The 14,871-nt window shown below is 72.9% G+C and carries 12 protein-coding genes; 9 read left to right on the top strand and 3 right to left on the bottom strand.

Annotated features, from left to right (window positions below; translation table 11 throughout):
• The first annotated feature begins 3 nt into the window (after positions 1–3).
• Positions 4–1,404: a hypothetical protein gene (locus FJ309_01130; protein MBM3953221.1), complete on the top strand. Its 1,401-nt coding sequence runs from the start codon at positions 4–6 to the stop codon at positions 1,402–1,404.
• Between the two features lie 17 nt (positions 1,405–1,421).
• Here FJ309_01130 and FJ309_01125 read toward each other — a convergent pair whose 3' ends face one another.
• Positions 1,422–3,530 carry an ATP-dependent helicase gene (locus FJ309_01125; protein ID MBM3953220.1) on the bottom strand — a complete coding sequence of 703 codons (2,109 nt, stop codon included), beginning with the start codon at positions 3,528–3,530 and terminating at the stop codon, positions 1,422–1,424.
• Positions 3,531–3,711: 181 nt separating this feature from the next.
• Here FJ309_01125 and FJ309_01120 point away from each other — a divergent pair, with 181 nt between their 5' ends.
• On the top strand, positions 3,712–4,623 hold the full coding sequence (locus FJ309_01120) for a hypothetical protein (protein ID MBM3953219.1): 912 nt from the start codon (positions 3,712–3,714) through the stop codon (positions 4,621–4,623).
• A gap of 81 nt (positions 4,624–4,704) precedes the next feature.
• A complete protein-coding gene (locus tag FJ309_01115) occupies positions 4,705–5,679 on the top strand; it encodes an RluA family pseudouridine synthase (GenBank protein ID MBM3953218.1) in 975 nt (324 codons plus the stop codon).
• On the opposite strand, the gene FJ309_01110 is transcribed toward FJ309_01115, so the two are convergent.
• Together FJ309_01110 and FJ309_01105 are read right to left on the bottom strand one after the other, a co-directional pair.
• The gene (locus tag FJ309_01110; GenBank protein ID MBM3953217.1) at positions 5,592–6,440 is read right to left on the bottom strand and encodes a glycosyltransferase family 2 protein; all 849 of its coding nucleotides are present in this window, start codon (positions 6,438–6,440) and stop codon (positions 5,592–5,594) included. The two genes, FJ309_01115 and FJ309_01110, sit on opposite strands and share 88 nt — an antisense overlap.
• A 7-nt stretch (positions 6,441–6,447) precedes the next feature.
• Positions 6,448–8,205 carry an FHA domain-containing protein gene (locus FJ309_01105; GenBank protein MBM3953216.1) on the bottom strand — a complete coding sequence of 586 codons (1,758 nt, stop codon included), beginning with the start codon at positions 8,203–8,205 and terminating at the stop codon, positions 6,448–6,450.
• A 250-nt stretch (positions 8,206–8,455) separates the two neighbouring features.
• Between FJ309_01105 and FJ309_01100 the strand changes: the two genes are divergently transcribed.
• The 6 genes from FJ309_01100 to FJ309_01075 all read left to right on the top strand — a co-directional run bounded on the left by FJ309_01100 (position 8,456) and on the right by FJ309_01075 (position 14,852).
• A complete protein-coding gene (locus FJ309_01100) occupies positions 8,456–10,429 on the top strand; it encodes a M28 family peptidase (protein ID MBM3953215.1) in 1,974 nt (657 codons plus the stop codon).
• A 192-nt stretch (positions 10,430–10,621) separates the two neighbouring features.
• The gene (locus FJ309_01095; protein MBM3953214.1) at positions 10,622–11,260 is read left to right on the top strand and encodes an OmpH family outer membrane protein; all 639 of its coding nucleotides are present in this window, start codon (positions 10,622–10,624) and stop codon (positions 11,258–11,260) included.
• A gap of 36 nt (positions 11,261–11,296) precedes the next feature.
• Positions 11,297–12,172, top strand: a complete 876-nt coding sequence (gene lpxC / locus FJ309_01090; protein ID MBM3953213.1) for a UDP-3-O-[3-hydroxymyristoyl] N-acetylglucosamine deacetylase — start codon at positions 11,297–11,299, stop codon at positions 12,170–12,172.
• 26 nt (positions 12,173–12,198) lie between these two features.
• Positions 12,199–13,053, top strand: coding sequence for an acyl-ACP--UDP-N-acetylglucosamine O-acyltransferase (gene lpxA / locus FJ309_01085; protein MBM3953212.1), 855 nt, complete (start codon positions 12,199–12,201; stop codon positions 13,051–13,053).
• A complete protein-coding gene (locus FJ309_01080) occupies positions 13,050–14,117 on the top strand; it encodes a Gfo/Idh/MocA family oxidoreductase (GenBank protein ID MBM3953211.1) in 1,068 nt (355 codons plus the stop codon). The genes lpxA and FJ309_01080 overlap by 4 nt, the downstream gene beginning before the upstream one ends.
• Positions 14,118–14,204: 87 nt before the next feature.
• Complete coding sequence (locus tag FJ309_01075; protein ID MBM3953210.1) at positions 14,205–14,852, top strand: hypothetical protein; 648 nt, start codon at positions 14,205–14,207, stop codon at positions 14,850–14,852.
• Positions 14,853–14,871 lie beyond the last annotated feature (19 nt).

Raw genomic sequence — 14,871 nt, 5'->3', positions numbered from 1 at the left:
TCGATGCACGATCCGGATGAATTGATCGTCGCCGCGGCGACCCCCGCCGGTTCCGGCGCCCGGGCGATCGTCCGCTTCTCCGGCGCCGGACTCGAGCGACTCGTGGGGACGCTGCTCGATCGGCCCGACGGGACTCGGTGGACCGATCCGACGCGCGCCCCAGGACCACGGCTCGAACCGGTTCGGCTCGCGGCGGCGTGCGGCGCCGACTGGGAGGGGCTTCCGGCGTCGCTTGTCTGGTGGCCCGGCCCCGGCGGCCCGACGGGAGGAGCGCTCGCGGAGTTTCATCTCGTCGCGTCGCCGCACCTCGTCGAGGCGGTGATCGCCGCCGCCTGCCGGGCCGGTGCGCGGCCGGCGCGGGGCGGTGAGTTCAGCCTCCGTGGATTCCTCGCCGGCCGCAGCGATCTGGCGAGCGCCGAGGCCCTGCTCGCCGTGGTCGACGCCCGCGACGCGACGGAGTTGGACGCGGCGCTCGACGCGCTGGCGGGGGGGAGCGGACGGGTGCTGGGAGACATCCGCAACGGGCTCCTCGACCTGGCGGCCGACCTCGAAGCGCTCATCGATTTTGGCGACGAGCGCTCCCCCGACGCGCTGCCGGTCGATACGCGGGCTGCCTGGGCGGCTGTCGTCGAACGGCTCGACGCCGCCACCGCCGCGCTGGCGACACTCGCCGAGCGCCTCGCGGCACGCGGGGCGGGGGGAAGGCACCGTCTCCCGCGCGTGGTGCTCGTCGGTCCTCCCAACGTCGGCAAGAGCAGTCTGTTCAACGCCCTGCTCGGGCGCCCGGCAGCGCTGGTCGCCGACGAGCCGGGAACGACACGGGACTACGTCGACGGCGTGCTGTCGCGCGACGGCCGTCCGGCCTGCCTGCTCGTCGACGTGGCCGGCGACGGCGGCGCGGACGACGGCGACGATCGGCTCACGGCCGTGGCCCGGGAGGTGGCGGCGGCGCAGGCCGCGTCGGCCGACGTGCTCGTCGAGTGCCACGATGCCGCCACGGGTCCGGGCCCGCACCCGGCGCTGCCCGACGGCCGGCGGCGGATCGTGGTCGCGACCCGCTGCGACCGTGGAATCGTCCGCGCCGCGGCGGGGCTCGCGACCAGCGCGGCGACCGGCGCGGGGGTGGCCGCGCTCGCCGCCACGATCGGGGCGGCGGTCGCTTCGCTGCCGCCCGGGGAGTCATCGGCCACGGTCCGCCTCGGGGCCGGGATCGAGTCGGCGCGGCGGGCGATCGCCGCGGCGCGGCCGATCGCGGCGGCGGGGGCGGGCGGCGGCCCCGCCGACGAGGTCGTCGTCGCCAGCGCCGTCGGCCGCGCCGTGGCCGCCCTGGGCGAGGTCACGGGTGTCGACACTCCCGCCGAGTTGATCGAACGGATCTTCGCGCGGCACTGCATCGGAAAATAGGCGCCGGGTGGGACCGGTCAGCGCGGTCGTCCCCGTCGCGTGCCGCCGTCGCGCCGGGCGGCGCGGGCGCTGCCCGCCGGCCCGCGTCCCCGGCCCGGCGGCGCTGCGGCGCTCTCGGATCGCTCCTCGGGGGGCGCGGCGACGAATTTGTCGGCCTGACCGGTGAGCTCGTAAAGGAAGCGGCTCGGCCGGCCGGGGCGCTTCCGCCCCCACTTCGTCCGCGTCAGGCACAGCGACAGCGTCAGCTGGCGCCGGGCCCGCGTCACGCCCACGTAGCACAGGCGCCGTTCCTCGTCGAGGGCGGCCAGTCCGTCGGCGAGGGCCCGGTGGTGGGGAAGCAGCCCCTCCTCCATCCCCATCATCCACACGCAGTCGAACTCCAGCCCCTTGGCGGCATGGAGCGTCATCAGCCGCACCTGGCTGCGCTGCTTGCCCGATTCGGCGAACCGCTCCGTCTCGCGGATCTCGAGGAGCAGGTCGTCGAGGAACCGGCGGACCGCGTCGGCGGGTGCGACCGACGGCGGCAGGGCGCGCTGGTGGGCATCGAGGGCGTCGGCGATCTCGCCGACGCAGGCCCAGCGCGTCGTCGCCTCGTCGGCATCGGTGCTCTCGCCGAGGAGGTACTTCCGGTAGTCGATCTGCTCGAGGAGGGTCCGCAGCCAGGCCGCTGCCCCGCCGCGGGGCAGCGTGGCCGCGCCGTCCACGATCGCCTCGAGGGCCTCGACGCCGGCCGCCGCCGGCGGCGACAGCCGCGCCTCGGCGCGGGCGTGGCGCAGCTCCTGCCACAGGCTGCGGCCGGCGACCGTGGCGGCGGTCCGCGCCTTCTGCACCGTCTGGCCGGAGAGCCCGCGCGGGGGAACGTTGGCGATCCGGGCGATCGCCAGGTCGTCGTCGGGATCGACCGCGAGACGGAGGAAGGCGAGCACGTCCTTGACCTCACGGCGGTCGAAGAACGACCGGCTGCCCACGACCTCGTAGGGAATGCCACGGCGGCGCAGCTCCTGCTCGGGCCCGCGCGTCTGCTCGGCGGTGCGGACGAGGATCGCCGCCTCGTGCGGGGGCATCTCCGCGGCACGGAGCCGACCCTCGAGATCGCCGACCACCGTCCGCGCTTCGTCGGCCTCGTCCTGGGCCTGGATGATGATCGGGTCTGGGCCGTCGGCAAGGGTCGCCGACAGCGTCTTGCCGTGCCGGCGGGTGTTGCAGGCGATCAGGCGGTTGGCGGCGGCGACGATCTGCGGCGACGAGCGGTAGTTCTCCTCGAGGCGCACCGTGACGGTCCCCGGCCAACGGGCGGGGAAGTCGAGGATGTTGCTCACCTGGGCGCCGCGCCAGGCGTAGATCGACTGGTCGTCGTCTCCGACCACGCACAGGCTGCGATGGTCGCGGGCCAGCGCCGTGAGGATCCGCTCCTGGATGACGCTCGTATCCTGGTACTCGTCGACGAGGAGGTGGTCGTAGCGGGCGGCCTCGGCGCGGCGCGCCGTCTCGTCGCCTCCGAGAAGTTCGTCGACGAGCAGGAGGAGGTCGTCGAAATCGACCGCGCCCGCGGTCCGCAGGGCGTCTTGGTACCGCCGGTATCCCGCCGCCGCCAGGGTCCAGGCTTCGGGCGCGTCGACGGGGATCGTGTCGAAGGCGTCGCCGGGACGGACGGCCGTGCACTTCCACCGCCCGATGCGGTCGAGGAGTTGCGCGGGCGCGAGCGTCGCCTCGGGGACGCGCAGCTCCTTGAGCACGCGCCGGGCGATGGTCTCCTGCTCGCCGCGGTCGAGGATCGCGAAGCGCTCGGGATACCCCAGTTGCCGGGCGCGGCGGCGGAGGATCCGCGCGCACAGCGAATGGATCGTGGAGATCTCCGGGCGGGCGGCGGTCCGTCCCTTGCCGGCCCGGGCGAGCATCTCCCGGGCGGCTTTGGTCGTGAACGTGACCGCGAGGATCCGGTCCGGCGCGGCCCCGGCGCGGATCAGCCGCGCGATCCGTCCGATCACGACGCGCGTCTTGCCCGTGCCGGCACCGGCGAGGACGAGCAATGGCCCCGGCGGCGTCTCGACGGCGATCCGCTGCGCGGCATTGAACGAGCCGGGGCGCGGCTGTCCGGCGGGGATGGACGAGGTGGTCGAGGACATCGGCTGACCGGTCGGGACGGAGGCGGGAATGTAGCAGGTGACGCGCGAACCGAGCACCACGCCGCGGTCATGGGTCGCCTTGACGCTGCGGACGGGGCAGTTTCTATTTTCACGAAGAGTTCCGGCGCGGGTGGTCCCCGCCGCGGTCTACAGGCAGCGCGGTTGCGGGAAGGGCGACGGCATGAGACACACGGGAGGGCAGGGTTCGGCCGACGGTTCGCGACGGGAACGCGGCGGGCGGCGGCCCGAACGCCGTGATCGCGGGTCGCGTCCGCGTCGCCAACCCGAAGGCCGGCGCGACGATGCCGACGACGACGCCGACTTCGACGCCGCCGCTGCCCTCGACGTCTCCACGGACGGCGACGACGGGCTCGGGGACGAGCCGCTGTTCGGATCGCAGGTCGCCGAGCTCACCGAGCGCGTGCGGCCCCATCTGCGCGCCATCGGCCTGACGCTGCTCGGCCTGGTCGCGGTGGCTGCGGCGTGGAGCTTCGCTTCCGCCCAGCAGGCGGTGACCAAGCGGCAGAGCTGGGATGCCTATCTGGACGCGATCAACTCGCAACGGGTCGACGCCCTCACCGAGATCGAGAAGCAGTTCCCGGGAATGCCGGCGGCGGCCTGGGCGAAACTGGCCGTCGCCGAGCGATCGCTCGCCGAGGGGGCCGAACTGGCGTTCGTCGACAAGGAAGGGTCGCGGCAGCGGCTCGAGGCGGCGGCCAACGAGTACCGGACGATCCTTGGCCAGCGTCCTGGCGACCTGCTCGCCGAACGGGCGACGCTCGGGCTCGCCAAGGCGAACGAAACCCTCGGTCAACTCGATGCCGCCCGCGACGGCTACCAGGCCCTGGCGAAGGATCATCCGTCATCGCCGCTGGCCGACATCGCCGCCGCCCATGCGACCGCACTCGACGCCGCCCGGACGCGCGACTTTTATTCCTGGTTCACCTCGTGGAATCCGCCCGCCGTCACCCCGACGGATGCCGGCACGACTGCCCCGGCCGGTGCCGCGCCGGTCGCGGCGCCGGCGGCCACGGGACCCGATGCCTCGGGTGGGGCTCCCGCCACCGGCGCGGATCCGCCGCGCGGGGAGTGAGCGCTGGACGCCGCTTCGCCAGGCGACGACGAACGCTCCGACGACAGCGGCGCCGCCGCCGCGCATGACGGCCCCGAGGTCGTGGCCTCGGAACCGCGCTCGTTCGCCGTGACGGCCGACGCCGCCGGACAGCGGCTCGATGCCTGGCTGGCCCGGCTTCTCCCGGAAACCAGCCGCTCGGCGATCACGCGCGCGATCGCCGCCGGCGCGGCGACCATCGACGGCGTGCCGGCGCGGCCGGCGCAGTTGGTCAAGGCGGGGAGCACCGTCACGTTCGCCGTCCCGGAACCGCCGCCGCGGGGGCCGGAGGCGGAGGACATCCCCCTCGTGTTCCTTCACCGCGACGACGACATCGCCGCCGTCGACAAGCCGGCGGGGATGGTCGTCCATCCCGCCAAGGGCAACTGGCGCGGGACCCTCGCCGGTGCGCTCCGCTGGCATCTCGCCGCCGACGGTGCCGGAGGATTGTCGACCGTCGGCGGGCCGACGCGCCCGGGGATCGTCCACCGCCTCGACCGCGACACCAGCGGCGTGATCGTCGTCGCCCGGACGGAGCAGGCCCATCACCGGCTGGCGAAACAGTTCGAGCGCCGAACGGTGGCGAAGACCTACCTGGCGATCGTCCACGGGGAGCCGCGCTTCGACCGCGACGAGATCGACCTGCCGATCGGGATCCACCCCTACCAGCGCGAGAAGATGGCCGTCCGCGCCGACCACTCCACGAGCCGGCCGGCCCAGACACGGTACGAGGTGCTCGAACGCTTCGGCCGGCTGGCGTTGGTGCGCGTCTCGCCCCGCACCGGGCGGACGCACCAGATCCGCGTCCACCTCGCCGCGATCGGCTGTCCGGTGCTCGCCGACGTGCTCTACTCGGGCCGGGCATCGATCGACCCGGCGTGGCTCGGCCTCCCGGAAGGCCCGCCGCTGCTGTCGCGGCAGGCGCTCCATGCCGCCCACCTCGAGATCGATCACCCGGCGTCCGGCGAGCGGCTGGCGTTCGAGGCGCCGCTGCCCGCCGACATGGCGGCCTTGCTGGCGGCCGTGCGCGGGGTTTGATCGGGAGTCGCGGGGTCGTCGCCGAGCAGGAGGAGCGCCCGCGGCAGCGTCGAATCGACGACGCGCGACAGGGCGATCACGAATCCCGCCGCACCGTCACGCCACCCCGACTGCAGCACGTAGGCCTTGGCGAACGCGCCGGCGGCCCGCCAGGGCAGGGCCCACACCCGCGGCCGCTCGCCCGCGGCACGGATCAGCCCGGCTTTCGGGTGCGCGTAGCGGACCGCGCGGAGGATGATGTCGGCGGCCGTCGGAAAGCCGTGGTGGAGGATCGACCCGGCGAGGAGCCGCGGCTGGCCGGGTGCCACGACACGCTCGTGAACGGCGAGCGCCGTGATCTCACCGGTCCGCCGGTTGAAGAGCCGCACCACCTGTTCGCCCCCCCAGGGACCGTGGTGGATCTCCCGTCGGCCGACGAACGTCCGCCGGCGGAAGGCATAGCTGGCGGTGGGGTCGTCGAGCGCGAGGAGGCGGACCGCGGCTGCCGCCCCGTCGTCGAGCCGTTCGTCGGCGTCGAGCGACAGGATCCAGTCGTGGCGGGCGAGCTCGACCGCGCGGCGCTTCTGGGGACCGTAGCCGAGGAACGGCTGGTGCTCGACGCGTGCGCCGGCGGCACGGGCCAGTTCGGGGCTGCCGTCGGTCGATCCGGAATCGAGCACCAGCCGCTCGCTGCAGAACGCCACGCTCTCGAGCGCCGCCCGCAGTTCACTACCGCCGTCCCGGCAGATGATCACCGCCGAGATCGGTTCCGGCGCGGGCATGGCGGGGTCACCGACGGGGGAACGGGGCGGGGCGATCGGCGGCCGGGCCACCGGCCGACGGCGTGTGGAGGCCGGTGGCGCCGATGTCCGGCGGAGCGGCACCCGGCTCGTGGCCGTCGTCGGCGGGGCGCATCGGGAAGGTGAGCACGAACTCCGCCCCGTCGCCGACACGGCTCGAGACGACGATATCGCCGTCGTGCTCGCGGAGGATCTTGCGGCTCACGGTCAATCCCAGGCCGGTACCCCGTGAGCCCTTCGTGGAGACGAACAGCGTGAAGATCCTGTCGAGCTGGTCGGCGGGGATGCCGGGGCCGGTGTCGCGGACCGTGATCCGCGCCTGCTGACGGGCATCGACGGCGACGGTGATCGAGACGCGTCCGTCGGGCCGCCCCTCGACCGCGTCGAGGGCGTTGGTGACGACGTTCAGCACCGCGCGGGAGATCCCCTCGGGATCGAAGCTCATCCGCGGGACGTCGGCCGGCGGCCGCCACTCGAGGACGGTTCCCGCGTCGGTGGCGCGGTGACGGACCGTGTCGACGACGTCGGTGACGACGGCCACGAGATCGCCGGGCACGGCGTCGGGCTCGCGCTCCTTGCTGTAGGAGAGCATGTCCATGACCAGCGACGAGATCTTGCCCTGGTTGCGGGCGACGATCTCCCAGCCCTTGCGCACCAGGGCATCGTCGCCGTTTTCGAGCCCCGTCTCCACCAGATAACTCCCGCCGCGGATCCCCTGGAGGATGTTCTTGATGTGGTGCGAGAGGGTGGCGATCGTCTGCCCGACGCCGGCGAGGCGCTCGGCCTGGACCATCGCCGAGTAGTAGGTGGTGTCCTCGACGGCGAGCGCCGCCTGATGGCCGATCGCGACCATCAGCTTGAGGTGCTCGTCGGTGAAGCGCCGTGGGCCGCTCTTCGCCACCTCCGCCAGGGGTACGGTGGTGTCGACATACAACACGCCGACGGTCCCGTAACGCCCCTGCATCGGCACGCAGATCGCTTCGTGGACGCCGGTCCGGAGCACGCTGTTGCCGCCGCTGAAGCGCTCGTCGTCCTGGGCGTCGCTGGTCAGCACCCCTTCGGTGCGCTCGATCACGTAGTCGAGGATCGTGCGGCTGATGGCCATCGAGCCGGTGGTTCCCGGCCGGCGGTCGCGGCGCGCCGTGGGACGCAGCGCGCCCGTCGCCGGATCGAGGAGCATGATGCAGCCCCGGTCGGCCTCGACCCATTCGAACACGAGGTTCAGGATCCGCGCCAGCAGCTCGTCGATGTCGAGCGTGTGGCTGACGGCGAGGGCCGTCCGGTACATCACCTGGAGGTTGCTACGCGCCCGGGCGAGCCAGCGGTCGTCGGTGTCGCCGGGTGGCGGACCGCCGGCCGAGGGGCCCTCTTCGCGGAGCGTCCGCACGATCCGCGAGCCGTTGTCGGGACCCGCCGGTCCGACGATGTCCACCATACCGGGCGCGGAATCCGCGTCTCGGTCCATCGCGAACAACAGCAGCGTGCGGCCGACCTGAATCTGGTCGCCGCCGGTCAGCTCCGACCGTTCAACGCGCCGGCCGTTGACGAACGTGCCGTTGGAACTCTTCAGGTCGGCGACGACGTAGCCGGCGCCCGCGGGGCGGACTTCGGCGTGCCGGCGCGACACCTCCCCGTCCTGGAGCTGCACGGCATTCCCCGTCTCCCGGCCGATTCCGATCGGCGCGGCCCCCGGCAATGGGAACCGAGCTCCGCGATCGGGCCCTTGGATCACGAACAGCGACGCCACCGCCTCGCCTCGGAGGATTCGCCGAAGGGTATCCGGCCCGGCGCCGGCTTCCCCGGGTCGGCCCGGGACACTCTTCCAGCATATCCGAGTGTCTCCCCCGTCCGTGATTCCCCGGTTGACCGGGGCAGGGGGCCGTGGGGAGGTGACGCGGAGGCGGCACTGCCGTCCTGACTACAATCGGAAGGGTCGTCGGCAGACGCGGGGAGATCCGCGGCCGTGCCGGCACGTTCGGGCACTCGGAGTCTTGGCCATGCACGGCATCGTGAACGGTCGGATGGTGGGGGGAGTCGTCGGCCACGGGGTGCGTGGCAGAGCCTGGCTCCTCGCCGGGGCGCTCCTGACCACCGGCGTGGTGGCGGAAGACAGCTTTCCGGTCGCGGTGCCGGCCGCACCGGCCGCCGTCGCCGTCCCGGTCGAGGGGCCGTCCCGCGACCGGCTGCGGACGATGGTCGAGTGGCTGGCCAGCCCGCAGCGCGAGGGGCGCGGCCCCGGGACCGGTGGCATCGACCGGGCGGCGATCTGGGTGGCGGGCGAATTGGCGGAAATCGGCCTCGAGACCCGGGTCGTCGCCGACGAGCCGTTCCAGAAGTTCCCGATCACACTCGATGCCAAGCCCGGCCCCGACGAGCGCAACCACGTCGAGCTGGTCGGCCCTCCCGGCCCCGACGGCCAGCCGCGCGTCGTCCCCCTGGCACTGAACACCGATTTCACTCCGCTGGCGGCCGGCGGCTCGGGGGCGTTCGACCTGCCGTTGGTGTTCGCCGGCTACGGGATCAGCGCCCCGGCGGAGAAATACGACGACTACGCGCCGCTCCCCCCGGCTGCCGACGGTGCCGCTCCGGCGGCGGTGCCGGCGGGGTTCGCGAAGGGCGCGGCGGTGATCGTCCTCCGTCAGGAGCCGCAGAAGGACGACCCGCACAGCGTGTTCAACGGCAACCAGGCGTCGCAATACGCGGCCCTGACACGCAAGATCGCCAACGCCTCGGAGCACGAGGTCGGGGCGGTCGTGTTTTGCAACGACGCCTCGGCGTCCGACGACGCGATGATGCGCTTCAACCGCGCCGGCAACGGCAGCGACGGACGGACGATCCCGATCCTGCAGATCAAGCGGCAGCCCGTCGACACGATCCTCACCGCCGTCCGCGGCACGGGGCTGGCAGCGGCCGAAAAGGCGATCGACGAGAGTCTCACGCCGCAGAGCGGCCTGCTCGACGGCTGGCGGATCCGCGGCGAGATTCTCGTCGAGCGGCGCGAGACCCAGGCCCGAAACGTCCTGGCGGTCCTCGAGGGGACCGGCGCCGAGGGGATCGCCCCGACGGAGACGGTCGTCGTCGGTGCCCACTACGACCATCTCGGCTTCGGCGGCAGTGAGTCGGCGGCTCCCGGCGTGGAGGCGATCCACCACGGGGCCGACGACAACGCCAGCGGCACGGCATTGCTGATCGAGGTTGCCCGCCAACTCGCGGCCGGTGGCCGCCTCCCTCGGCGGGTGCTGTTCGTCGCCTTCAGCGGCGAGGAGCGCGGTCTCCTCGGCAGCGCGCACTATGCCGCCAATCCCGTGATCGCGCTGGCCGACACGGTGGCGATGGTCAACCTCGACATGGTGGGGCGGATGGAAGGCGACAAGCTCATCATCCACGGCACCGGCACGGGCAGCGGCCTCGACGCCCTCGTCGACCGGCTCACCGCCGCCCACGGTTTCTCCGTCACCAAGGACCCGGGGGGATTCGGGCCGAGCGACCACGCCAGCTTCTACGCGAAGAAGATCCCGGTGCTCCACGTGTTCAGCGGCACGCACGGCGACTACCACCGCCCCACCGATACCGCCGAGAAGATCAACTACGACGGGATGGTGCGGATCGCCCGGATGGTGACCGACGCGGTTCGCGAACTGGCGACGGGGGCGGAGCGCCCGGCGTATATCGAGGTCGCCTCGCGGACGTTCGCACGCGGCGGTGATCGACCCTATTTCGGCAGCATTCCCGATTTCGGCCGGACCGCGAAGGGGTACGCGCTCTCCGGTGTCGCCAAGGATTCGCCCGCCGCCAAGGGGGGCCTCCAGGGGGGCGATCTGGTCGTCCGCATCGGTGACAGCGCCGTGACCGGCCTCGACGACTTCGACAGCGCGCTGCGGAAGTACAAGGGCGGCGACACCGTGACCGTGGTGGTCGAGCGCGACGGCGCCGAAGTCTCCCTCCCGGTGACCCTCGGCGATCCGCGCTGACCTTCCCGGAGCGGCCCCCGTCCGCCGCAGGCCAGCCTCTCCGCCGAGCGCGAAACGAGCCGCCTTTTTGGCCTTGTTTCGCGCTCCGCCCCTTGCCATGATCCCGCCCCCGTCGACCGGTGGGCCAAGGACGGCCCGTCGGTGCCGCGGCCCGACGTCGTGCCCGACGAACCCCAGCAAGGAGTGCGATCCGTGAAGTGGCATTTGGCAGGCTTCCTGGCCGCGGCGAGCGCGATGCAGGTCGTGGCGACGGCGCAGGTTCCCGGTGGCGTGGCCCCGGTGCAGCCGCAGGCGGCGGCCTCCCCCGCCAGCCACGTCGCCGTCATCGACGTCGGCTACGTCTTCAAGAACCACGTCCGCTTCAAGGCGGCGATGGATCGGATGAAGGACGAGGTGATGGCCGCCGAGAACCTCCTCAAGGCCGAGCGCGACCGGATCAACGGCATGATGGAGCAGATCAAGGGCTACAACGTCGGCACCCCGGAATACAAGAAGCTCGAGGCCGACATCGCCAAGGCCCAGGGTGACTTCAACGTCAACGCCCAGTTGCAGAAGAAGGACTTCATGGACCGCGAGGCGAAGGTCTACCTCCAGGTCTACACCGAGGTCGAAAAGGCGGTCGAGCAGTTCGCCCGCGAGCACCGGATCGCGATCGTCCACCGTTTCGACGGCGAGCCGCTCGACGGCAGCGATCGCAACGCGATCCTCCGCGGAATCACCAAGCCGATCGTGTACCTCGAGGCGGGCATCGACATCACCCCTGACGTCCTCAAGATGCTCAATGCGACACCGGTCGCGGCGGCTCCGGCCACGGGCGCCCGGCCCCGCTGAGTTCCTTTCCCGGCGGCGGAGGGCCCCGCGACCACCATGACGCACCTGTCGCGTCCGCGCCCCCAGCGGACCATCGGCCGATCGGTGGCCGTCTCGGGGCGTGGTTACTGGTCGGGGACTCCGGTCCGGGTGGCGTTCGAGCCCGCCGCGGCGGACGCGGGCGTGGTGTTCGTCCGGTCGGACCTCGGTGCCGTCGCCGTGATCCCCGCCCGGATCGGGCATCGGGTCGAGGCCACCCAGCGGACCGTGCTCGCGGCCGGGCCGGCAGAGGTGCAGATGGTGGAACACGTCCTCAGCGCCCTTGCGGCGCTGTGCATCGACAATTGCCGTGTGATCGTCGATGCCGCCGAACTGCCGGGGCTCGATGGGTCGGCGGCCGCGTTCGTGGCGGCCCTCGACGAGGCAGGCAGTGTCGACAGCGGAGCCACGGTGGCGCCGCTCGTGGTCGGCGAGCCGGTGCGTGTCGAGTCCGAGGCGGGATGGATCGAGGCCGGTCCGCCACGCCATGGCCACGATGGCCTGTCGATCGACTACGAGCTCGACTACGGCCCGGGCCCGATCGGGCGGCAGCGGCTCGAGATCCTCGTCACGTCCGACAGCTACCGGCGCGAATTGGCCGGGGCGCGGACGTTCCTCGGTATCGACGAGGCCCGGCGGCTGCAGGCGTCGGGGCTCGGCCGCGCGGTGTCGACGAGTGATCTGGTGATCTTCGGCCCCGACGGTCCGGTGGACAACGCCCTGCGCTGGCCCGACGAGTGCGTCCGGCACAAGGTGCTCGACGCCGTCGGGGATCTGGCGCTGGCCGGCCGGCCAATCGTCGGCCACATCCGTGCCCATCGCAGCGGCCACCGCCTCAACGCGGCGCTCGTCGAGACACTCCTCGCGACGGTCGCACCCCCGGCGGCCGCCTGACTTATTCCTCCGACTCCGTACGACCGATGACGGTGCTGCCCAGCCAACCCGCCGCCGATCCGTCGCCCGCCACGGGCGAGACGATCGTGCACCCCACGGCCGTCGTCGCCGCCGGCGCGCGCCTCGGGCCCGGCGTGCGCGTCGGGGCGCTGTGCGTGGTCTCCGCCGAGGCGGTGATCGGCACCGGCACGGTTCTCGAGAGCGGCGTCACGATCATGGGCGACGTCCGCATCGGCGCCCGCAACCGGATCTTCCCCGGCGCGGTGCTCGGCGGCGACCCGCAGGACGTCAGCTACCGGGGGAGCCCGGCCCGGGTCGAGATTGGCGACGACAACGTGATCCGCGAAGGGGTGACGATCAACCGTGGCACGGAGAAGGAGCAAGGGCTGACCGTGGTCGGGAGCCACAACTACCTGATGGCCTGCTGCCACGTCGCCCACGACTGTCGGATCGGTGACCACGTGATCATCGCCAACGGCACGCTCCTCGGTGGCCACGTCCGCGTCCATTCCCACGCCTCGCTGTCGGGGGGCGTGGCGGTCCACCACTGGGTGACGATCGGCGGCTGGTCGTTCGTCGCCGGGCTGTCGCGCGTGCTCCACGACGTGCCGCCGTACATGCTCGTCGAAGGGTCACCCGCCCGGCCCCGCTGCATCAACCTCGTGGCCCTGCGCCGCGGTGGCTTCCCAGCCGAGTCGGTGGCCGCCCTCGTCGAGACGCATCGGCTCCTGTACCGCGCCTGCGTCGGCCTCGACGCCGCGCGCGAAAGCCTCCGGGCGCGGCAACTGGTCGGCACGGAAGTCGACGGCGTCCTCGAGTTCTTCGCCCGGCAGCTGGCGGGGCGCCACGGCCGGGCACGCGAAGGGAGGAGGGCCGCATGAGTCGGACGACCGTCGCCGTGATCGGGTGCGGCCACCTGGGAACGATCCACGCCCGCTTGCTGGCGGCCCGTGCCGATGCGGAGCTCGTGGCCGTCGTCGATCCCGACCCGACGGCGCGGGAGCGCGTCGCCGTGGCCCACGGGTGCCGCGCCCTGGCGGAGCCGGGGGAGCTCGTCGGCATCGTGTCGGCGGCCGTCGTCGCCGCGCCGACCGCGCTCCACGCCGCCGTCAGCCTGCCGCTGCTGACCGGGGGGATCGATCTGCTCGTCGAGAAGCCACTGGCGGCCGACGTCGAATCGGCGCGGTCGATCGTCACCGCGGCGCGGCGGCTCGGGCGGATCGTCGCCGTCGGGCACGTCGAGCGTTTCAATCCGGCCTGGAATCTCGTCGCCGACCGTCTCGGCACGGTCGGCGCGATCGAGACGCGCCGCCTGGCGCCGTTCAGCTATCGGTCACTCGACGTCGGCGTGGTCCACGACCTGCTGATCCACGACATCGACCTGGTGCTGTCGCTGCGCCCCGGGCGGCTGGTCGGGGTCGACGCCCGGGGGTTGACGGCCACCGGCGGTCACGAGGATGCGGTCCGTGCGCGGCTCGAGTTCGCATCGGGTCTGGTCGCCGACCTCGTCGCCTCGCGGATCCACCCCGAGGCCGAGCGCCGGGCGACGCTGTGGACCAGCGAGGGAATGTTCACGGTCGACATGCACGCCCGGACCGCCGACTGCCTCCTCCCGGCGACGGGCGTCCGCGACGGCTCCTGGTCGGCGGAGGCCGTACCCCCGGCCGAGCGCTCGGCCGCACGCGAGGCGTTCTTCGGCACGGTCATCGTGCGCGAGCGATTCGAAGCCGCGGCCGATGCCAACGCGCTGGTCGAGGAGCAGGGCGACTTCCTCGCTGCGGTGCGCGAGCGGACCGAGCCGCGTGTGAGTGCCGCCGACGGCGCGGCGGCGGTCGAGATCGCCCACCGCGTCCTCGACGTACTCCACACCACGTCGTTTCGACGTGAACGGTCCGGGCCGCTGCCCGTGCCGGTGCCGCGCTGGCCGGTGCGGCGCACCGCCTGAGCGGTCTGTCTGGCCGGGCGAAGCCGCCCGGACCCCCCCGTTCCACCGTCCGGGGGCGAGCCATCGTTCGTTTTCCCGGAGCTCCCGATGATCCGAGCCGTCAGCGTCGCGCCGATCGCACTGGCCGTGCTCTCCAGCCTGGCGGCGGTCGGCGCGCTCCGTGCAGCCGATGCACCAGGCCACCCCGCCAAGCCGGCCCTGACGCCGATCCTCTTCGAAGGCTTCGGGCTCGAGGAGTTCGAGGGGGCGGAATCGATCGTCTGCGCCCTGCGGCACAGCGACGTCAGGCCGACGGTGCCGTCGCGCTCGCTCGACCTGCGTGTCCGCGGTCCCACGGGGGTGGAGTCGATCGCCGCGCCGGTGGTCGCCGAGATCCGCAGCCGGGTCCAGGGGATCGATGTCGCCGCCGGTGTGCAGGCCGACAGGTGGATGGTGGCCGAGGGACCCAATCGCGTTCTCGGCACCGTCGGGATCGCCGCCTCGCACGAGCGCGGGAGGCAGTCGCTCGAGCTGAAGACGGCCGTCGGCCAGGGGGACCGGGCGCCGCGGCTGACCGTCGAGGTCGGTCCCCGGATCGAGCGTCGCCTCCGGCGCGGCGTGCTCCTGTTTCTCGACGGCAAAGCCGTGGCACAGTCGCTCCGTGAGGACCAGCGCTCCGGTGGCGGGCTCGCCAGCCCGACCTTCGAGCGAATGGGACTCATCGGCCTTACCGGCCGCGCCGGATTGCAGCGCTGAGCCCCCCGCTGGTTCCGGC

Source organism: Planctomycetota bacterium (assembly GCA_016872555.1).
Taxonomy (GTDB): domain Bacteria; phylum Planctomycetota; class Planctomycetia; order Pirellulales; family UBA1268; genus F1-20-MAGs016.
The sequence above is the reverse complement of the archived record's forward strand: the minus strand, read 5'-3'. Positions and strand labels throughout refer to the sequence as shown.